The following is a 19,505-nucleotide window of genomic DNA, read 5'->3' as shown; positions in this document are numbered from 1 at the left end:
CATAGCGGTCTCGAACCAACGTGCGGCACAGCGCCGGGGGCGGAGCCACGGTGGGGAACTCCCGTCGGTGGTTATGTGGCCGAGCCAGTCCGCGCGGCGCCCTCTCCGATAGGGTTAGAAGGGTTCAGCTAGCTAGGCGCGTGTCACGTTTTGTATAAGGCACAATAGCAGTGAGAAATGGAGATTGATGCCTGCGCGTTTTCGAATAAGACAATCACTAAGCTGTCAGCGGAATTACATCAGGAATTGTCTATAGCCGCCGCCCATCAGGTAGCGGCCACGTTGGATGGCGCGACGCACCTGATCGCGAAGATGGCTACCTGGATGAGACCAATCTTCTTCGACACGGCGTCTCCCGAACAGGGCAATGGCGATCTCCTGATGAGATGCTCCCGCAAGCGAGCCATCCAAAGCCTGGAGCACGAGACGCAGACGCGCTCCGCGGGGCTCCGGCGGAAAGCAAGCAGCTGCCAGGCGGCCGCAACCATTGATGTCGTTCAGGAACTGAAGGGCAGCGACATGGAACTTCAGGTGCTGCGGCTGCACGATCGCGTCGACATATAGCCGCAACGGGCGGAGAACGGATGCACCGGAAAGGGCGATCTGCAGACTCCGGCAGTCCTCCCTCAGCAGCACGTGCTGCACGCCGGCAGGTGTCAGCAGGATGTCCTTGCAGCATGAGAGCGAAGAAAGATCAAGCGGTTCAAAATCGCGGTCGAGCCCAACCGGCTCCGCGGCCGCTCGTAGGATACGGGCGCAGTCGCGCGGATCCCAAAAAACCCTTGCCGACGTAGCGTCCGACTGTGGCGCGTCCGCGAAAAAGGAGGCTCCATTGTCTTAGGAAAGATGATCCTGTCGTCAACTCGATTATCTTCATGTCGGCCTGGGCTCCGACAATGCAGGCGGACGGTGCCATTTTGGCGTGGTCGCGCTGGAATTGTGGATTGCGCCGAAGAAACTCCCAGGCCCAGGCAGTGCGCGGCAATCGTCTGGCGTAGTGGTAAGCTTCGTGACGACGCCAGTCCGGCCAGCATTCAAGACCGACCGTCGCTTCCTTGGGCAGACCAGCATCCTTCACGGCTCAGGTGTCCACAATGCCGACGGGCCTAGAACCGGTTGCCACAGTACCGGTCCGCTCAGACGTCCCCTGCTGCGGATGCGCAAAAGGCTCGCGCGGGAAATCTCGAGAAACCCGGCCACCGCCTCCGTTTTGCCGACGGACTTGGGTTGTCCGATGCGCGACAATGGCCACGTCGCGAGGCGAAGGATCCGTTCCATGCGCGTATCCGTCACCGTTACTATCCGGGTCAGATCCTTGGCCAAGCCGAACTCGATCATGCCCGCGAAGAGCTCGTAGGTTGCCTGGGCCAGCCCGCCCGCTGCCTTGGGCGCCGACGGAGGGAGATCGAGCGCGAAACGACTGCTCTCCCATATGTCGGCAGTCGAGGGCATGACGTCAGCACCCAGCAGCACCGGGAACGTGTCGCGCAACATTGTGGGTCCGGTGCTGGGCAAAAGACGCACGCAACCGCGAATTCGCCAGTCGGATCCCCTGAGGAGCAGATAGACAGGCTTCAGACCATCAAACGGGTCTGTTTCCATCTGGTCTTCGGTATCAACTTCCCAATCGAGCCTTTCCTTGAACACCCGAAACCTGAGCCCGTGCATCTCTTTGAGCTCGCTTGCGAACTCGTTGTAAAGGTCTGGTGTTATCAGCTGCATCATGGTCGCCTCCGTGCGGGATGTGTTCCCGCCATCGAAGGGCAAAGCTGGCAACGATGCAGCCTGTAGAGGTTTACAGCTATCGTGGCAGAAGAATCAGGATCTCGCCTGGCCGGAGGCAACCAGTCGTGCAACGGCCTGGTTGATCGTTCGAACGCCAAGCTTTGCCTTGGCGTTTTCCAGATGAAAGGTCACGGTGCGCTTTGAGACGCCGAGAAGCTGGCTGATAACCCAAGCCGACTTGCCGCGCGCCGCCCATTTCAGGCACTCGAACTCCCGCGGGGTGAGCGTTACACCATCCACCACGCGATCGTCGGCGAGCCTGCGCCGGACATGGATATGAAAGTTGATGGCCACCAGCTGCAATGCTTTTTCGTAACGTGTCAGTGACCGCAACAGAGGCGGGCGGGACTCGTCGGAAGCAAAGGTCAGGGCAGCAAACCGGCCGCAATGATCATGCATGGATATCGTCAGGCCGCCGCGGATGCCAAACTCAGCCGCACTCTCCAGAATTTGTTGCTGCGAATTCGGCAGACAGTGCCGAGCGCGATCCACACCCCAATCGAAGGTATCCCAGCCTTGCAGCCCGCGCAGGATGACCGGATCAAGACTGTGGTACCGCTGTTGCAGATAACGTGATGTCCAGGATGATGGATAGTTTGAGATCAATTGCGGGGCGTCGCCGGAGGCCGACGGGTAAGTGAAATAGGCGAATAGCGGAAAATCGAAGCCGGCTGCAGCGGATGCCATTGCCTCACGGAGATCGGCAGCATCAACACTTGCAGACAGTTGCTCGACGAAGTTCTCAAACACGCGATGCATTTGAGCTTTGCGTAACCTCCGTGATCGCTCGATGCCAGGCAGAGACCTTGTTTTAAACAATCCCGGACGGATACAGGGCGTGCCGAGGACCCCGTTAATCTGGTGAAACCCGTGATATTCTGACGTTGTCTATGAGACGTGTGCCGCCGAGCCAGGCCGCGACAAGCAAGCGTGCCGGTTGGTCAAGGCTTGTCATCGGTCGCAGATCTGCCTCGTCGCGAAGTTCTAGGTATTCGACCTCGCGATAGCCTGCAGCCAGAATTGCTGCGCGCGCTTCGGCAAGCGTTGGCAGGACGGGCGAGCCGCGGGCAAGCCGCTCAGCCGTCTCGAGCAAGACCGATGGTAGCTCGGGGGCAACAGCACGCTCTGCTGGCGAGAGCCGGACATTGCGCGATGATAGTGCAAGACCGTCGGCTTCGCGGATTGTCGGACAAGGAACAATGGTGATTGGAATATCCAGGTCCCGGGCCATACGCCTGACTAGCTGAAGCTGCTGAAAGTCCTTTTCGCCAAAGAAGCCGAAGTCAGCGCTGGTCTGCAGGAAGAGCTTGGAGACGACGGTCGCCACGCCATCGAAATGTCCCGGCCGGAAGGCACCGCACAGACCCTCGCTGACACCGGAGACCGAAACGGTCGTGGCGAAGGCCGCCGGATACATCTCCTCTGCATCCGGCGCATAAAGCAGGTGCGCGCCAAGCGGTGCCAGCTTGGCGGCATCCTCGTCCTCAGTGCTCGGATACGCGGCGAGATCGGCCTGGCTGTTGAATTGCTTCGGGTTGACGAAGAGCGTCACGATCACCCGGTCGGCCTTCACGAGTGCCGCGCGCACCAGGCTGAGATGGCCCTCATGCAGGACGCCCATCGTTGGCACGACGGCAATCCTCACGCCCTCGCGGCGCCATGCGGCGACGATTTGGCGAAGCTGGGCAACGCTCCTGACAATCGGCACGCTCACGCTGCTTCTCCGCTCTTGGTGGCGTCCGCGTCGGCGGGCTTGGGCGCATCGGCAAACACGTGCTCGGCGGCCGGAAACTGGCGCTCCTTCACTTCCCGCGCATAGGCCGCGATCGCAGCCGCAGCGGCCTCCCCCAGTTCAGCGTAGCGCTTGACGAATTTGGGCCGGAAGTCGCCGAAGAGGCCCAGCATGTCGTCGACGACGAGAATCTGGCCGTCACAGGCTGCCGAGGCACCGATGCCAATGGTCGGGGTCGCCACCTCCCCGGTAATCCGGCGGGCGAGCGCCTCGGGAACCTTCTCCAGCACGACCGCAAAGGCGCCCGCTTCGCTCACCGCAAGCGCGTCGCGCCTGATGCGCTCGGCATCCCCGCCTCTGCCCTGCACGCGGTAGCCACCGATGGTGTTGATCGCCTGCGGCGTCAAGCCGACATGGGCCATGACCGGCACGCCGCGCGCGGCGAGGAAGCCGATCGTCTCTGCCATCGTTTCGCCGCCTTCGAGCTTGACGGCCCCGCAGCCGGTCTCGGCCATGACGCGCGCGGCATTGCGGAAAGCCTGCTCGGGGCTTTCCTCGAAGGAACCGAACGGCAAGTCGACGACCATCAGCGCCTGCTCGAGGCCACGGCGCACGGCCTGGCCGTGCGTGATCATCATCTCCAGCGTCACACCGAGCGTGGAGGGCAGGCCGTGGAGAACCATGCCGACGCTGTCGCCGACCAGCACCACATCGCAATGGGGATCGACGAGCCGGGCGACTGGCGTCGTGTAGGCGGTAAGGCAGACGAGCGGCGTCCCACCTTTACGCGAACGAATATCCGGCGGTGTGATCGCCTTGGTGTCACCAAACGCACTCAATGGAACCTCCTTCCCCAACGTTACCAACCGCGGGTGTCGCGTTTGCCACATTTTTGTGCAAGTGCGAAGAGCTAAAAATGGCCGTGCAGCTTTGCGGTGTTGACGTGCTGACAGGCGCGCTTACAGTTAAATCGATTCAGGCGCCCCCGAGCTGGCCAACCACTTTCGCGAACATGGACGATCAGGCAAAAGGACCCAGGAAAGACAGAGCCGCCGTCAAGGCCGACGAAGTCAAAGTGGACCTGATCGCCTTTGTCGTCGCCGTAAACGACGGTGAACCCTGTGTCCTCACCATCGGCCAGGCGGACACCCTGTCCTCCGGACCATTTGCGCTTGAGCACCGATCGCTGCAATCCGGTTTGAGGGGGTGGGTCGAGCAGCAGACCGGCCATCCGCTGGGGTATATTGAGCAACTCTACACCTTCGCCGATCGGGATCGCATCGGCGCCGAGCGCCAGCAGCGCGTCATCTCCATCAGCTATCTCGCATTGACCCGCAAGGAACAGGCAGCTGGCTCGCCCAAGTGCGGCTGGCAGAGTTGGTATGAATATTTTCCATGGGAGGACCACCGCTCGGGCACGCCTCCGGTCGTGCTGGACGTTCTGCGACCGCGCCTGATTGAATGGGCAGACGGCGTCAGCGACGCGGCCGCGCGACGTGAACGCTGGCAGCGGGCGACGATAGCCTTCGGCTTCGACGACCGCTTTTGGAACGAGGAACTCACGCTTCAACGCTATGAGTTGGTCTACGAAGCAGGCCTGGTCCAAGAGGCCGGAAGCGGACGGGACGCGACGCCGCCTCCGCTGGTGCCCAGCAAGTCTATGGTCGCCGATCATCGCCGCATCGTGGCGACCGGCATTGCGCGGCTGCGCTCCAAGATCAAATACCGGCCGGTCGTCTTTGAGCTGATGCCGCCGGTCTTCACGCTTTTGCAGCTGCAGCGAACCGTGGAGGCGCTCGCCGGCAGGCTCATCCACAAGCCGAACTTTCGCCGCCTGATCGAGCAGCAGGAGCTGGTCGAAGAGACCGGAGAGGCCACCACGGAGACCGGCGGCCGGCCAGCGAAGCTTTACCGGTTCCGCCACGCCGCTCTCGACGAGAGGGTCATCGCCGGGACAAAATTGCCGCTGGCGCGGGGTTGACATCCCTTATACTCACAGCAAGTATATGCTGGTTATTTTCAACTAGAGTATAAGCTGGAGGGGTCGATGAGCGCCATGCTGCCGACGGCCGCGTTTCTCTACGAGCGCGTCCGACGAGTGATCCCGCCGATCGAATGGCCGGCTTTCGTCGAGGATATCGAGGCGATCCTTGCATTGAAGCGCGAGCGCAACGCCATCATCCTGGCGCACAACTATCAGACGCCCGAGATCTTCCATTGCGTGGCCGACATCGTCGGCGACAGTTTGGCACTGGCCCGCAAGGCTGCGACGATTGAGGCGCAAGTCATCGTGCTGGCCGGCGTACATTTCATGGCCGAAACGGCCAAGCTGCTCAATCCGCAAAAGACGGTGCTCATTCCCGACCTGCGGGCAGGCTGTTCGTTGGCGGAATCGATCACGGCAGAAGACGTGCGCTTGATGCGCCAGCGTTATCCCGGCGTGCCGATCATCACTTATGTCAACACGTCGGCCGAAGTGAAAGCCGAGTCGGATATCTGCTGTACATCCGGCAACGCCAAGGCGGTCGTCCAATCCCTTGGCGTTCCCCAGGTGATCATGTTGCCGGACGAATATCTGGCCCAGAATATCGCCGCCCAGACCGATGTGCAGATCATCGCCTGGAAAGGGCATTGCGAGGTGCATGAGCGCTTTACACCGGCCGACATCCGCGAGTTGCGCGAAAGCCATCCCGGCGTGATCGTGCTCGCGCATCCCGAATGCCCGCCCGACGTCGTGGCTGAAGCAGATTTTTCCGGCTCGACCGCTGCCATGTCCGACTATGTCGAAAGGCAAAGGCCGGCACGTGTCGTGCTGATGACGGAATGTTCGATGAGCGACAACGTCGCGTTAGCGCACCCAGAGGTCGAGTTCATCCGGCCCTGCAATTTGTGCCCGCACATGAAGCGGATCACGCTTGCCAACATCCGCATGGCGCTCGAGCAGAACCACCATGTCATAACCATCGAACCCGGGATCGCCGGGCGCGCGCGGCTTGCGGTCGAACGGATGCTGGCAATTTGAGCGCCGATATCCGCAGCTTCTTCGGGCGGCCCATCATCGTCGGCGGCGGCATCGCCGGACTGATGACCGCGCTTCAACTGGCGCCGGAGCCGGTGCTTCTTCTGTCCAGGACGCTGCTGGGAGCTGACAATTCGAGCACCTGGGCACAGGGTGGTCTGGCTGCAAGTTTCGGCGAAGACGACGATCCAGCACTGCACCTGGCCGATACACTTGCCGCCGGGGATGGTCTCTGCGACACAGACGTGGCGAGCCGCATCCTCCAAGCCGCGCCCAAGGCGATAGAGGGGCTTGCGGGCTTTGGGGTTCCTTTCGACCGTACGCCGAAAGGTTCACTGTGCCTCGGATTGGAGGCCGCACACAGCCGACGTCGCATCGTTCATGCGCATGGTGACGGCACCGGGCGTGAGATCATGCGTGCCCTGATCGCGGCTGTGCGTTCCACTCCGTCGATTGTTGTCGTGGAGGGCGTGGAAGCGCGCCGGCTGGCGGTGCGAGAGAATGCGATCCGAGGCGTCTGGGCGAGCGGCTCGACAGGACCTGTCTTCTTCGGCTCACGGCGGGTCGTCCTCGCCACCGGTGGGATCGGGGGACTGTTTCTCGACACCACCAATCCTTGGGGCAGTTGCGGACAGGGCCTGGCGCTTGCGGCCCGCGCTGGAGCTGTCCTTGCCGACCTCGAGTTCATCCAGTTCCACCCGACCGCGCTTGACGGCCCGGAACGCCCTATGGTGCTGATCAGCGAGGCCGTCCGCGGCGAAGGTGCTGCCCTGATCGACGAAACCGGCCAGGCTTTTCTCCAGAGCGTGCCAGGGGCGGAACTTGCGCCTCGTGATGTCTTGGCGCGCGCCGTCTGGAACCATCTTGCCAACGGCCACCGTGTTTTTCTCGACGCGCGGCAACGGCCTGGCCCGGAATTTGCTCGACACTTCCCGACAATCGCATCAGCCTGTCGTGGAGCCGGCATCAATCCCGCGCGCGATCTCATCCCCATTCGTCCGGCCCAACACTACCACATGGGTGGCGTTGCCGTGGACTGCTCCGGTAGGACGTCCGTCAAGGGGCTGTGGGCCTGCGGCGAAGTCGCTTCGACAGGACTGCATGGCGCCAACAGGCTCGCCAGCAATTCCTTGACCGAGGCCGTCGTGTGCGCGCGCTGGGTCGCTGAAAGTGTTGCCGGAACGCCTGCTCGCAGAACAAAGCCTGCGTTTGCGGACGTTTACCCATCGCCCGCTCCGATTCCGGTGCGTGTTTTCCTGTCGCGCGCACTCGGCATCGTCCGGGATGGTGAAGGTTTAAAAGCAGCCGCACGTGCCTTATTGCCGCTCGCCGATAGCAAGGACGCGGCCTCGGATCCGGCGGCTGCCGGGCTGATGATCGCGGTTGCCGCCCTGTTGCGCGAAGAAAGCCGCGGCGCTCATTACCGGACAGACTTTCCTCATCATGCGACTGTCGCCCGACGGTCCGAAATCACCCTCGAAGCCGCCTTGGCCGCTGCGCGGGAACTCGGACACTCGCCAAGCCTCGAAGGGGCAAAGTGATGACGCTCTCACCGCTTCCCACGGTCATGCTTGAGCCGCTTGTAAGGGCAGCTCTTCTTGAAGACCTTGGCAGAGCCGGCGACTTGACCACGGAGGCCATCGTCCCGAAGGAACGCCAAGCGGGAACCGTGCTGGCGGCGCGCCAGTCCGGAGTTGTCGCCGGCCTCGATCTGGCGATGCTCGCTTTCCGCTTGATTGATCCTGATATCGAAATCTCGGTGGAGCGGGCAGACGGCTCCAATGTCATGGATGGAGAGGTCATTGCATCAGTGGTTGGCCCTGCCCGGGCCATTCTCACAGCCGAACGGACGGCACTCAATTTTTTGTGCCATCTGAGCGGCATCGCTACAGCAACGGCATCGATCGTCGCTGCGGTTCGTGGATATGGCGCGAAGATCGTCTGCACGCGCAAGACGACGCCCGGATTGCGGGCAGTCGAAAAGTATGCGGTGCGCGCAGGTGGCGGATCCAATCACCGCTTCGGCCTCGACGACGCAATTCTGATCAAGGACAACCACATCGCCATCGCAGGCGGCGTTCGCCCGGCGCTCGAGCGAGCACGAAGACGGGCCGGTCATCTCGTCAAGATCGAGGTCGAGGTCGATACGCTGGCCCAGTTGGAGGAGGTACTTGGCTTCGCTCCCGATGCGGTTCTGCTCGACAACATGTCCCTCGCCGATCTTCGCCGCGCCGTCGCAATCGTTGGCGGCCGTGCTATCACCGAGGCTTCTGGCGGGATCGCATCCGATACAGCGCGAGCGATTGCCGCGACCGGCGTTGATCTGATTTCAGTCGGCCGACTGACCCACAGCGCGCCGATCCTGGATATCGGCCTCGACTATTGGGGCTCATGATCGCCTGAGGAACGAACAGGATCGAATCAACTGTCCTTTCCGATCGTCATCAATCAGACAGCAAAGCAAGGCAGAACCGGAGGAACAGCATGGACATGCAAACAGCGAGTCCAACGCAGACATCGCCACAGGCTCAATCCCCTGACCCTGGAGCGTGGACCCTGGAGAAGGCTCGGGCACTTCACGATGCCCCCTTCAACAATCTCCTCTTCCTCGCGCAAACCGTGCACCGCCAGAATTTCGATCCCAACAAGGTCCAGCTCAGCCGGCTGCTCAGCATCAAGACGGGCAGATGCCCGGAGGATTGCGGCTATTGTAGCCAGTCGGCGCATCACGAGACCGGCCTGAAGGCGTCGAAGCTGATGGAGGTCAGGCGCGTCATCGTCGAGGCGAAGAAAGCGCGTGACGCCGGCGCAACCCGCTATTGCATGGGCGCGGCCTGGCGAAACCCCAAGGCGCGCGACATGGATGCGGTCGTGGCGATGGTCGAAGGCGTCAAGGCGCTGGGCATGGAGACCTGTATGACGCTCGGCATGCTCGATCTTGAGCAGGCCGCTCGAATGAAGCAGGCTGGTCTCGACTACTACAACCACAACATCGATACGTCGGAACGCTACTATAGCGAGATCATCAGCACGCGCAGCTTTGCCGACCGGCTCGAGACGCTCGAGCACGTTCGCCAATCCGGCATCAAGGTCTGCTGCGGCGGCATTGTCGGCATGGGCGAGGAGCCGGTGGACCGGATCGACATGCTGGTGACGCTGGCCAATCTGCCGGAACATCCGCAAAGCGTTCCGATCAACATGCTGATTCCGATCGCCGGCACCCCGCTTGCCGACGCCAAGCCGATCGAGCCGATCGAATTCGTGCGCGTGATCGCGCTGGCGCGCATCATGATGCCGAAATCGCATATCCGACTTTCGGCCGGCCGCACCGCCATGACCGACGAGATGCAGGCGCTGTGCTTTTTTGCCGGTGCCAATTCGATTTTCGTCGGGGACACGCTGCTGACGGCGGACAATCCCGGCGAGGACAAGGATACCCTGCTGTTCCGGCGCCTCGGCATCGAGCCGATGGAACTCGAGGCGCAATGAACGGGGCACCGCTTGCCCGCTATGAGGCGACCTTGCAGGGACTGGCGCGCAAGGACCGGCTGCGGACGCTGAAGCCGCGCGCCGGCCTCGACTTCTCGTCGAACGACTATCTCGGGCTTGCCGCCTCCAAAAGACTTGGCGAATCGGTTGCGGCGGCGATCGCGCGGGGCACGTCGGTTGGCGCCACCGGGTCGCGGCTGTTGCGTGGCAACGCGCCGGAGCATGAGGAATTGGAGGCAGACGCGGCGGCATTCTTCGGGACCGAGCGCGCGCTGTTCTTCGGCAGCGGCTACATAGCCAATTTCGCTCTGCTGACCGCCCTGCCGCAGAAGGGTGACCTGCTGATCCTCGACGAACTTGCCCATGCCAGCATGCGTGAGGGTGCACAGGCCGGGCGCGCCGAGGCCAGGCTGGCCGGGCACAACGACGTCGACGCTGTCGAGGATGTCATCACCCGCTGGCGCGCCGAAGGCGGCATGGGGCGCGTCTGGATCGCGGTCGAAAGCCTTTACAGCATGGATGGCGACCGCGCGCCGATGGAGAGCCTCGTCGCGCTTGCCGATCGGCACGAGACGTTCCTCGTCGTCGACGAGGCGCATGCCACCGGTGTCTGGGGACCGGATGGCCGCGGCCTTGCCGCCGCTTTCGAGGGCCGGGACAACATCATAGCGCTCCATACATGCGGCAAGGCGCTCGGCGCTTCCGGCGCGCTGGTCACAGCGCCGCGAACGCTGTGCGACTATCTCGTCAACCGATGCCGGCCATTCATCTACGCTACTGCGCCATCGCCGCTGATGGCGGTCGCGGCGCGCGAAGCGCTCGCAATGCTCGCCGACGAGCCCATGCGCCGTATTCAGCTGCATGAGCGGGTCGCTTTCGCGAGCCGCCAGTTGGTCGAGCGCTGCGGCGTAAAGCCCAGCGGCTCGCAGATCCAGCCAGTTGTCATCGGCGACGTCAGCCGCGCAATGGCGGTGGCGGCGGCACTGCAGGCCCGCGGCTTCGACATACGCGGCATTCGTCCGCCGACCGTGCCCGAGGGCACGTCGCGGCTGCGCATCTCACTGACGCTCAATATCGGCGAAGCCGACATTTCCGCCATGGTCGAGGCGCTGGTCGAGGTGTTGGCCCAAACATCACCGGAGGCGATATGACCCAACGCATCGTCATCACCGGAACGGATACCGGAGTTGGCAAGACCGTGTTTGCGGCTGGGCTCGCCGGTTTGCTGGACGGCTTTTACTGGAAACCGGTGCAATCGGGCCTCGACGGCGAGACCGACAGCGAGGTTGTCGCGCGGCTTGCCGGCTTGCCCTCAGAGCGCGTGCTGCCGGAAGCCTACCGCTTGCGGAGCCCGCTGTCGCCGCATCGTTCGGCCGAGATCGACGGCGTGGCGATCAAGGCTGCCGATCTTGCTTTTCCCGTCCTACCGACGCCGCTCGTCATCGAAGGCTCCGGCGGCCTAATGGTGCCGCTCAACCGGCGCACAAGGTTAATCGACATCTTCGCTGAATGGCGGCTGCCCGTTATTCTGTGCGCCCGCACCACACTCGGCACCATCAACCACACCTTGCTATCGGTCGAGGCGCTCCGCGCCCGCTCCATCCCGTTGGCGGGCATCGCTTTCATCGGCGATGAGATGGCCGATACGCAACGGACCATCGTGGAATTCAGCGGTGCGCCGCAGCTCGGCAGGCTGCCGCACCTCGATGTGCTGACGGGCAAAACACTGAGGGACGCAATGGTTGCCGGCTTCGCCTTCGCCTCGATTACTGGAGGTGACTGATGTCGCAGTCTCATGTGTGGCATCCCTTCACCCAGCACGCGCTCGAGCCTGCGATCCCAGAAATCGTCCTGACTGAGGGCGCCTATCTCCACAGGGCCGACGGCGCCCGCATCCTGGACGCCATCTCCTCCTGGTGGGTCGTCACACATGGCCACCGCCATCCCCGCATCATGAAGGCAATCGAGACAACCGCGTCGAGCCTCGACCAGATTATCTTTGCGGGCTTCACGCACGAGCCGGCAGAGCGCTTGGCCAAGGCGCTTGTCGGCCTCGCTCCCGCTGGACTCGACTGGGTGTTCTATTCCGACAGTGGCTCGACCTCAGTCGAAGTCGCGCTGAAGATGGCGCTCGGTTATTTCCGCAACATCGGCGCGCCGCGCTCGCGCATCGTCGTCATGGAGCACAGCTATCATGGTGACACGATTGGAACGATGAGCGTCGGTGCGCGTGGCGTGTTCAACGCCGCCTACGAACCCTTGCTGTTCGAGGTCGACATCATCCCCTTTCCGGCCGCGGGGCACGAGCAGGAGACGCTGGATCGTTTCGAGGCTGTGACCCGCGATCGACGAGCCGCAGCCTTGATCGTCGAGCCGCTGGTGCTGGGCGCCGGCGGCATGCTGATGTATCCAGCATCGGTTCTCGCCGAATTGAAGAAGATCACTGAGGCCTCCGGCTCGCTGCTGATCGCCGACGAGGTGATGACCGGCTGGGGACGCACCGGAACCATGTTCGCCTGCGAGCAGGCATCGATTTCTCCAGATATCCTGTGCACCTCCAAAGGCTTGACCGGCGGCACCATCCCGCTGGCCGTAACGCTTGTCACCGATGCCATCTTCCGGGCGCACTATTCCGAGGACCGGAAGAAGACGTTTTTCCATTCGAGCTCCTACACCGCCAATCCGATTGCCTGTGCGGCAGCACTCGCCAATGTCGAGATCTGGCGCGACGAGCCAGTGGCCGGGCGGATCACGGCCTTGAGCGTGATGCAGGCCGTCGGGCTGCAACGCTTTCGGGACAATCCATATTTTGCCGACTGTCGAGCCACGGGAACGATCGCGGCGCTCGACCTGCGAACCGGTTCCGCAGGTTATCTCGCCCAGATTGGTCCGAAGCTGCGCGCTTTCTTCCTCGAGCGCGGCCTGCTTGTGCGCCCGCTCGGCAATGTCCTCTACCTTCTGCCACCCTATTGCATCGCAGGCGACGAGCTCGAACGACTCTATGACGCCATCGAGGAGGCCGGGGAACGCTTCGGGTCCAGGCCGTGAGCAAGTCGTCGCGCATTCTCGGACTTGGCCATCACGTGCCTGGGCGCAAGGTGGCCAATGCCGAGATCGAGAGCAATCTCGGCCTCGAGCCGGGCTGGATCGAAAGGCGTACCGGAATCCGTTCGCGGTTCTGGGCAACGGACGAAGACACGCTGTCGGGTCTTGCCACCCGGGCTGGCGACATGGCGCTGGTGAACGCCGGTATTGCGCGCCACGACATCGGTCTGCTGTTGCTTGCCACCTCGACGCCCGACCATCTTCTGCCGCCAAGCGCGCCGCTGGTCGCACACAAGCTTGGCCTTGGCCGCGCAGGCGCGGTCGATCTGACCGGCGCCTGCGCCGGCTTCATCTATGCGCTCATGTTTGCGGACGGGTTCACCCGCCTGCATGGCAAACCAGCGCTGGTCATCGCCGCCAACATCCTCAGCCGCCGCATCAATCCAGCCGAGCGCGCGAGCTCAGTCTTGTTCGCCGATGCCGCCGGCGCCCTGGTGATCGGTCAGTGCGATGATGCTGATCAGGGCATTCTCGGTGCCTCGGTGGCTTCGGACGGCTCGCGCTACGGGCTGATCCAGATTCCCGCAGGAGGAAGCAACACGCCGTTCCATGGCGACCTCGACCTCGGGCAGACCCGGATGACGATGACCGACGGGCGCGAAGTGTTCGCAAAGGCCGTCGAGATGATGACCGATTGCTCGACAACCGCGCTAGCCACTGCGGGAGTGCGGCCACACAATGTCGGCCGGTTTGTGCCGCATCAGGCCAATACTCGGATTTTCGGCGCGGTCGGAAGAAACCTCGGCATTGCGGACCAAGCAATTGTCAAGACGATTGCCGAATACGGCAACTCTTCGGCCGCGACGGTCCCGCTGTCGCTCTCGCTCGCCAACCAGATGAAGCCATTCCAGCCAGGAGAGAAAATCCTTCTGGCGGCGGCGGGTGCGGGTCTCAGCGGCGGCGCTCTCGTGGTTGGAATCTAGCCGGCCGGCTAACGCGCGCAGGACTGGTCATGAATGGCAATAGGAGCAACAGAACCAATGCCAAAATGGCCTTCTGAAGCTCGACATGACCAAGCTGACGCAGCACCACCCGTGCGAGCCTCTGGATGAGTTCAAATGCAACACCCGTTGCACCAATCGTACCATCTGAATAAAGCTCAATTACAAAGGGTGAGCCGCCCCATATATGTCGGATACCCGACATTGTTCACATAAAAGGCTCGATGCTTACACGCTCTTTGCTAGCTGCTCTTTGCTGTCTTCTCTTTTCTCTTTGCTCTTTGCTCTTCCGTCTTGACTAGCAGGAGCCTGCGGCTTATCTCATTGCCGCGTTAGCACTCGCTTCGGCTGAGTGCTAGGCATGCTCCGGCAACGGAGCACCGTTCAACATCCGCACCAAGGAAATCCAAAAATGGCAAAGTCGAATTTCCGGCCGCTGCATGACCGCGTGGTCGTACGCCGGGTCGAATCCGAATCCAAGACCGCCGGCGGGATCATCATCCCGGATACGGCGAAGGAAAAGCCGCAGGAAGGCGAGATCATCGCCGTCGGCTCCGGCGCTCGCGACGAAGCCGGCAAGCTGGTCCCGCTGGACGTCAAGGCCGGCGACCGCATCCTGTTCGGCAAGTGGTCGGGCACCGAAGTCAAGCTCAATGGCGAAGACCTTCTGATCATGAAGGAATCCGACATTATGGGCATCATCGGCTGATTATCGGCCTCACCGTCAACTGAATTTCGGGCTTGATCGCAAGCCCCTGCCAGGAGCTAAAAAATGGCTGCCAAAGACGTAAAATTCTCCCGCGATGCCCGTGAGCGCATGCTTCACGGCATCAACATCCTCGCCGATGCGGTGAAGGTGACCCTCGGTCCCAAGGGCCGCAACGTCGTCATCGACAAGTCGTTCGGCGCACCGCGCATCACCAAGGACGGCGTCACCGTCGCCAAGGAAATCGAACTTTCCGACAAGTTCGAAAACATGGGCGCGCAGATGATCCGCGAAGTTGCTTCGAAGACCAACGACATCGCCGGTGATGGCACCACGACCGCGACCGTCCTGGCGCAGTCGATCGTCCAGGAAGGTAACAAGGCGGTTGCCGCCGGTATGAACCCGATGGACCTGAAGCGCGGCATCGACCTGGCCGTGACCGAAGTCGTCGCGGCTCTCGGCAACGCTGCCAAGAAGATCAAGACCTCCGAGGAAGTTGCCCAGGTCGGCACGATCGCCGGCAATGGCGACGAGTCGGTCGGCAAGATGATCGCCGAAGCGATGCAGAAGGTCGGCAACGAAGGCGTCATCACGGTTGAGGAAGCCAAGACCGCCGAGACCGAGCTGGAAGTCGTCGAAGGCATGCAGTTCGACCGCGGCTATCTCTCGCCCTACTTCGTCACCAACGCCGACAAGATGGTTGCCGAGCTCGAGGACGTCTACATCCTCCTGCACGAGAAGAAGCTCTCCAACCTTCAGGCCATGCTGCCGGTTCTCGAAGCCGTCGTGCAGACCTCTAAGCCGCTGCTCATCATCTCGGAAGACGTCGAAGGCGAGGCTCTGGCCACGCTGGTCGTCAACAAGCTGCGCGGTGGCCTGAAGATCGCCGCCGTCAAGGCGCCGGGCTTCGGTGATCGCCGAAAGGCCATGCTGGAAGACATCGCCATCCTCACCGGTGGCCAGGTCATTTCGGAAGACCTCGGCATCAAGCTCGAGAATGTCGGCCTCAACATGCTCGGCCGCGCCAAGAAGGTGTCGATCTCCAAGGAGAACACCACCATCGTCGACGGCGCCGGCAAGAAGGACGAGATCCAGGGCCGCGTTGCCCAGATCAAGCAGCAGATCGAAGAGACCACGTCGGACTACGACAAGGAGAAGCTGCAGGAACGTCTGGCGAAGCTCGCCGGCGGCGTTGCGGTGATCCGCGTCGGCGGCGCGACGGAAGTCGAAGTCAAGGAAAAGAAGGACCGCGTCGACGACGCCCTCAACGCGACCCGCGCGGCCGTGGAAGAAGGCATCGTTGCAGGCGGCGGCGTCGCACTGCTGCGCGCTTCGGCCAACATCAAGGTCACCGGCGTCAATGCCGACCAGGCTGCCGGCATCAACATCGTTCGTCGTGCACTGCAGGCTCCGGCCCGTCAGATCGCTTCGAACGCAGGTGCGGAAGCTTCGATCGTTGCCGGCAAGATCCTCGACAACAAGGGCGCGACCTACGGCTACAACGCCCAGACCGGCGAATATGGCGACATGATCGCCATGGGTATCGTCGATCCGGTCAAGGTCGTGCGCACTGCCCTCCAGGACGCGGCCTCGGTCGCCAGCCTGCTCGTCACCACCGAAGCCATGATCGCGGAGGCTCCGAAGAAGGAGTCGGCTGGCGGCGGCATGCCTGGCGGCATGGGCGGCGGCGGTATGGGCGGCATGGGCGGGATGGGCGGTATGGATTTTTAATCCAGCCCCTATCAACCTACAGCGGAACAGGGCGGCAGCAATGCCGCCCTTTCCTTGTGTGCCGAACATGATCGACACCTTGGAGTGCGTCCCGAGGATCTCGTTCGAGCCTCACCGCATGGTCGAGAATTAGCATCTTCTCCGATCGAGCAATTCGCGGGCTCAACCTGGTCAAACCGGCGCCCCCTACGAACTGCCCGATCCTTGAGGATTCCGCTGCGCGACAATCACGATGATTCATTCAGTTGGTAGCTATAGGCGGTGAATCATGAGGGGCATTGAGGAGCGTGGCAAGGCGCCCATCTCGGCATTTAACTCCATCGAGCGTGATATCAGGGACAATTCTCTCATCGGAACCGGCGGCTGGCGTTGAAAGACCCGGTGAATCATCCTGTTCTATAGTGGAGCAGACGCGCTCTGAGCCTCAAGATCAAGCGTTTCCTGCTCTGAGTATCCTTGATCTGCCGCTGGACATTCTCGTTGATATTGCTGAGCGGCTCAGCCCGATGGATCTGCTGAGGATTTCGCACACAAATCAAGAGCTGCGTGTCGCCGCGATGATAGTCGCAACGCCTCAAGAAAGGCGGATTCAGGTTCAGGCCATCTGTGGCAGCCTTGCAACCGGGCTCCAGCAGCGTCTCGTCGTCGTGGCCGAGGGGCCTCGTGATCCCGACGACTGCGCTTCGGCCTTGTGGGGCCTCGGAGCGGGCGTGGCAGCGCTTGCACCCGAGCTCCAGCGGCGTCTCATCCTCCTCGCCGAAGGGCTTGAGCCCAGGTCTCAGACCATTGCCCTGGAGGGCCTCGGAGCAGGCGTGGGTGGCGGACATAGCAGCCTGTCCCATACCTATGAATACGTTTGGCTGAAGCAGACCGATGGCTGCGCGTCGAAGCCGAAGCCGTCGAGTTCGCGGACAAACGTGAACTGCGCGATCTTGCTCGACATGAGCGTGTCGAGCTGGTCGCGGATCGCCGTCAACTTCAGCCGATCCAGGATTGCGATCAGCAGGTCATGATCTAGGGTCGTCATCACCAGCTCCCTCCGGCCACCGCCTCGTACTCGGCGAGTGGCCGCAGCAAGGTGGCCGGGGGTGATCTTGATGCGCTCGGCGCGCACCGGCCCTTCGAAGCCGGCAACGCCGACAAAAGGCTCTGTCGCAAACCTGGAAATGGGGTTGTGAACGGCCATTTCGGCCTGTCCGTCAGGCAGCGAGGAGATCGAAACAGCGATCGACAGACTTGTAGGCATACCTCGCCTGTCGCTTGCCCATCATGTGGATCATCTCGATGCCGGAGAGGATAACCACGTCGTTCGCATGCGACTTGAAGCCGAGCATGGATCGAATGCGGCTTGATACGCCGGTGATCCTGTTCGATCCGATTGTTGAGATGCCGGCTATTGCGGAGCGGATCGGCTTCAGCGGTCGCCGCGATCGCTGCCGCAGCCGGCTTTCAGCGTCGCAGGAAAGGATTGCTTCGTAATTGGTCTGGCTGCCGTCGATGACGATGCGCTCCGGCCGGCCATGGCGCGTCAGCGCCTTGCGGAGGAAGCGTTGGGCCGCCACCAGGTTACGGTTTTCGCTAAAGAAGAACTCGACCGTATCGCCGAGGATGTCGATAGCGCGGTAGAGATACATCCATGGCCGCGGACCTTGATGTACGTCTCGTCCAATGCCACTTGCTGCCGACCACACGCTTGCGCCGGTTGAAGCGCTCCAGCAGCTGCGGCGAGAAGTGGGCAACCCAGCGATGCACAGTGGAGTGGTCGACCTTCAACGCGTTCGGCCATCATCTCTTCCAGATCGCGCAGGCTCAGAGTGTAGGCCAGGTACCAGCGCACGCACAGCAGGATCACCGACTGGTCGAAATGGCGGCCCTTGAACATCACGTGCTCCTCCACAGCTGAGGCGTTTTTCTTGCCATGCTCGCTTACAAAAAGGTTTGCGACAGAGCCGTTCGAACCGCATGCCGACACCATCGTCAAGGGCGGCCGCGATGTCCATTATGGCCACAAGCTCAACCTGACGACGGGCAGGCAGTCTGTTCTTTCAATTTAGACCAACTATGCGGATGCCGCCTCAGTCAATTCAAGAATGTAACCAATGCCGCGCATGGTCGTGATACGTGGCGTTGCACCTGACCTACTCAGGTGTCCACGTAAGCGATAGATTCCGACTTCAAGCGCGTTGGCAGATACCTCGTCGTTGAACGAATAGAGGTGATCTTCCAACTGCGCACGAGGCACGATGCGGCCTGCACGGATAAGCAGATGCTCTAAAATACATAGTTCGCGGCGTGCGATCTTCAGAGGATGACCCGAGACGGAAACCTGTCGGCCGATCGGATCGAAATTGAGATTGCCAAATACAACGATGGGGTCGGTCACCTGTGTCGACCGGCGCAGAATGGCTCTCATTCTGGCGATGAGCTCATCGAAAGAGACGGGCTTGAGCAGAAAGTCGTCCGCGCCACCGTTGAAAATTGCAATCCGCTTCTCGAGATCGTTGATGCTACTCATAATGAGGGTTGGAACTGAATGCCCGTTGCTCCTTAGCTGTCTCAGCCAGCCCAAGCCATCGCCATCTGGCAGAGCCAACTCCAGCAGGAGAATTTCATAGGTTGCGCAACAAAATGCCCTCGACGCCTGTTCCAGGTTGCCAACTACATCAACGGCAAAACCGCTATCCCCGAGCGCAACTCGCACAGCGCGCGTAAGATCCACATGATGATCAATGAGCAGCGTTCGCATTTCACGTCCTATCAAGGTCGGACAGGTCACCGTCCGCTGTAAGACCGGGGCGACAGCGGAAGTCGCGCAACTCTTCGTAGTGTTCGTAACGCTCTTTCCGATGGGTGATCGCGGGAGCATGCAAGCCGCACGCCTGCAATAGTCGGGGATGGAACACGTGAAGACCTGTTGACGGGCTGAAACCGTCGGTCGGCCAGCCCACAATGCCACCGACTCTGCCTGCGATTTCTCTGCGCATCGATCCTCCTATG

At 61.9% G+C, this 19,505-nt stretch carries 21 protein-coding genes; 11 read left to right on the top strand and 10 right to left on the bottom strand.

All coding sequences use genetic code 11. The features are described from left to right. Positions 1–234 precede the first annotated feature (234 nt). The 6 genes from NKI67_RS25710 to panB all read right to left on the bottom strand — a co-directional run bounded on the left by NKI67_RS25710 (position 235) and on the right by panB (position 4,356). Positions 235–546 carry a DUF2285 domain-containing protein gene (locus NKI67_RS25710; protein WP_245274808.1) on the bottom strand — a complete coding sequence of 104 codons (312 nt, stop codon included), beginning with the start codon at positions 544–546 and terminating at the stop codon, positions 235–237. A gap of 157 nt (positions 547–703) precedes the next feature. Next, positions 704–1,078, bottom strand: coding sequence for a transcriptional regulator domain-containing protein (locus NKI67_RS25705; RefSeq protein ID WP_352480277.1), 375 nt, complete (start codon positions 1,076–1,078; stop codon positions 704–706). Further along, positions 1,075–1,725: an acyl-homoserine-lactone synthase gene (locus tag NKI67_RS25700; RefSeq protein WP_352480278.1), complete on the bottom strand. Its 651-nt coding sequence runs from the start codon at positions 1,723–1,725 to the stop codon at positions 1,075–1,077. The genes NKI67_RS25705 and NKI67_RS25700 overlap by 4 nt, the downstream gene beginning before the upstream one ends. Before the next feature lie 93 nt (positions 1,726–1,818). After that, on the bottom strand, positions 1,819–2,544 hold the full coding sequence (locus tag NKI67_RS25695) for a LuxR family transcriptional regulator (protein ID WP_352480279.1): 726 nt from the start codon (positions 2,542–2,544) through the stop codon (positions 1,819–1,821). Between the two features lie 94 nt (positions 2,545–2,638). Beyond that, positions 2,639–3,499 carry a pantoate--beta-alanine ligase gene (panC, locus tag NKI67_RS25690; RefSeq protein WP_352480280.1) on the bottom strand — a complete coding sequence of 287 codons (861 nt, stop codon included), beginning with the start codon at positions 3,497–3,499 and terminating at the stop codon, positions 2,639–2,641. Further along, positions 3,496–4,356: a 3-methyl-2-oxobutanoate hydroxymethyltransferase gene (gene panB / locus NKI67_RS25685; protein WP_352480281.1), complete on the bottom strand. Its 861-nt coding sequence runs from the start codon at positions 4,354–4,356 to the stop codon at positions 3,496–3,498. The genes panC and panB overlap by 4 nt, the downstream gene beginning before the upstream one ends. A 173-nt stretch (positions 4,357–4,529) precedes the next feature. Between panB and NKI67_RS25680 the strand changes: the two genes are divergently transcribed. The 11 genes from NKI67_RS25680 (at position 4,530) to groL (ending at position 16,508) form a co-directional block, all read left to right on the top strand. Beyond that, positions 4,530–5,498, top strand: coding sequence for an NUDIX hydrolase (locus tag NKI67_RS25680; protein WP_352647551.1), 969 nt, complete (start codon positions 4,530–4,532; stop codon positions 5,496–5,498). A gap of 66 nt (positions 5,499–5,564) precedes the next feature. Further along, positions 5,565–6,539 carry a quinolinate synthase NadA gene (nadA, locus tag NKI67_RS25675; RefSeq protein WP_352480282.1) on the top strand — a complete coding sequence of 325 codons (975 nt, stop codon included), beginning with the start codon at positions 5,565–5,567 and terminating at the stop codon, positions 6,537–6,539. Beyond that, complete coding sequence (locus NKI67_RS25670) at positions 6,536–8,077, top strand: L-aspartate oxidase (protein WP_352595626.1); 1,542 nt, start codon at positions 6,536–6,538, stop codon at positions 8,075–8,077. The genes nadA and NKI67_RS25670 overlap by 4 nt, the downstream gene beginning before the upstream one ends. Beyond that, on the top strand, positions 8,077–8,931 hold the full coding sequence (gene nadC, locus NKI67_RS25665) for a carboxylating nicotinate-nucleotide diphosphorylase (protein WP_352469119.1): 855 nt from the start codon (positions 8,077–8,079) through the stop codon (positions 8,929–8,931). Before NKI67_RS25670 ends, nadC begins: the two co-directional genes overlap by 1 nt. Before the next feature lie 95 nt (positions 8,932–9,026). Beyond that, on the top strand, positions 9,027–10,025 hold the full coding sequence (gene bioB, locus NKI67_RS25660) for a biotin synthase BioB (RefSeq protein ID WP_352480294.1): 999 nt from the start codon (positions 9,027–9,029) through the stop codon (positions 10,023–10,025). After that, positions 10,022–11,176: an 8-amino-7-oxononanoate synthase gene (locus NKI67_RS25655; RefSeq protein ID WP_352480283.1), complete on the top strand. Its 1,155-nt coding sequence runs from the start codon at positions 10,022–10,024 to the stop codon at positions 11,174–11,176. Before bioB ends, NKI67_RS25655 begins: the two co-directional genes overlap by 4 nt. Further along, positions 11,173–11,808 carry a dethiobiotin synthase gene (gene bioD, locus NKI67_RS25650; protein WP_023673640.1) on the top strand — a complete coding sequence of 212 codons (636 nt, stop codon included), beginning with the start codon at positions 11,173–11,175 and terminating at the stop codon, positions 11,806–11,808. The genes NKI67_RS25655 and bioD overlap by 4 nt, the downstream gene beginning before the upstream one ends. Continuing rightward, on the top strand, positions 11,808–13,073 hold the full coding sequence (locus NKI67_RS25645; protein ID WP_352647510.1) for an adenosylmethionine--8-amino-7-oxononanoate transaminase: 1,266 nt from the start codon (positions 11,808–11,810) through the stop codon (positions 13,071–13,073). The genes bioD and NKI67_RS25645 overlap by 1 nt, the downstream gene beginning before the upstream one ends. Continuing rightward, positions 13,070–14,053 (top strand): 3-oxopimeloyl-[acyl-carrier-protein] synthase BioZ, encoded by a 984-nt coding sequence (gene bioZ, locus NKI67_RS25640; RefSeq protein WP_352647508.1) that lies wholly within the window; start codon positions 13,070–13,072, stop codon positions 14,051–14,053. The genes NKI67_RS25645 and bioZ overlap by 4 nt, the downstream gene beginning before the upstream one ends. Before the next feature lie 430 nt (positions 14,054–14,483). Beyond that, entirely contained in the window at positions 14,484–14,780 is a 297-nt protein-coding gene (gene groES, locus NKI67_RS25635; protein WP_019863563.1) for a co-chaperone GroES, read from the top strand. 63 nt (positions 14,781–14,843) lie between these two features. Further along, the gene (groL, locus tag NKI67_RS25630; protein WP_352647506.1) at positions 14,844–16,508 is read left to right on the top strand and encodes a chaperonin GroEL; all 1,665 of its coding nucleotides are present in this window, start codon (positions 14,844–14,846) and stop codon (positions 16,506–16,508) included. A 386-nt stretch (positions 16,509–16,894) separates the two neighbouring features. Here groL and NKI67_RS33915 read toward each other — a convergent pair whose 3' ends face one another. From NKI67_RS33915 to NKI67_RS25610, 4 genes are all read right to left on the bottom strand, one after another. Continuing rightward, positions 16,895–17,335 carry a hypothetical protein gene (locus tag NKI67_RS33915; RefSeq protein WP_502909361.1) on the bottom strand — a complete coding sequence of 147 codons (441 nt, stop codon included), beginning with the start codon at positions 17,333–17,335 and terminating at the stop codon, positions 16,895–16,897. Positions 17,336–17,352: 17 nt separating this feature from the next. Beyond that, positions 17,353–17,694, bottom strand: coding sequence for a hypothetical protein (locus tag NKI67_RS25620; protein ID WP_352647558.1), 342 nt, complete (start codon positions 17,692–17,694; stop codon positions 17,353–17,355). A gap of 13 nt (positions 17,695–17,707) precedes the next feature. Then, on the bottom strand, positions 17,708–18,142 hold the full coding sequence (locus NKI67_RS25615; RefSeq protein WP_352572603.1) for a DDE-type integrase/transposase/recombinase: 435 nt from the start codon (positions 18,140–18,142) through the stop codon (positions 17,708–17,710). A gap of 425 nt (positions 18,143–18,567) precedes the next feature. Beyond that, positions 18,568–19,254: a response regulator gene (locus tag NKI67_RS25610; protein ID WP_023679590.1), complete on the bottom strand. Its 687-nt coding sequence runs from the start codon at positions 19,252–19,254 to the stop codon at positions 18,568–18,570. Between the last annotated feature and the right edge of the window lie 251 nt (positions 19,255–19,505).

This window comes from Mesorhizobium sp. M0408 (assembly GCF_040321495.1).
Classification (GTDB): Bacteria; Pseudomonadota; Alphaproteobacteria; order Rhizobiales; family Rhizobiaceae; genus Mesorhizobium.
Note: the sequence above shows the minus strand (reverse complement) of the source record. Positions and strands in the feature narration are given on the sequence as shown.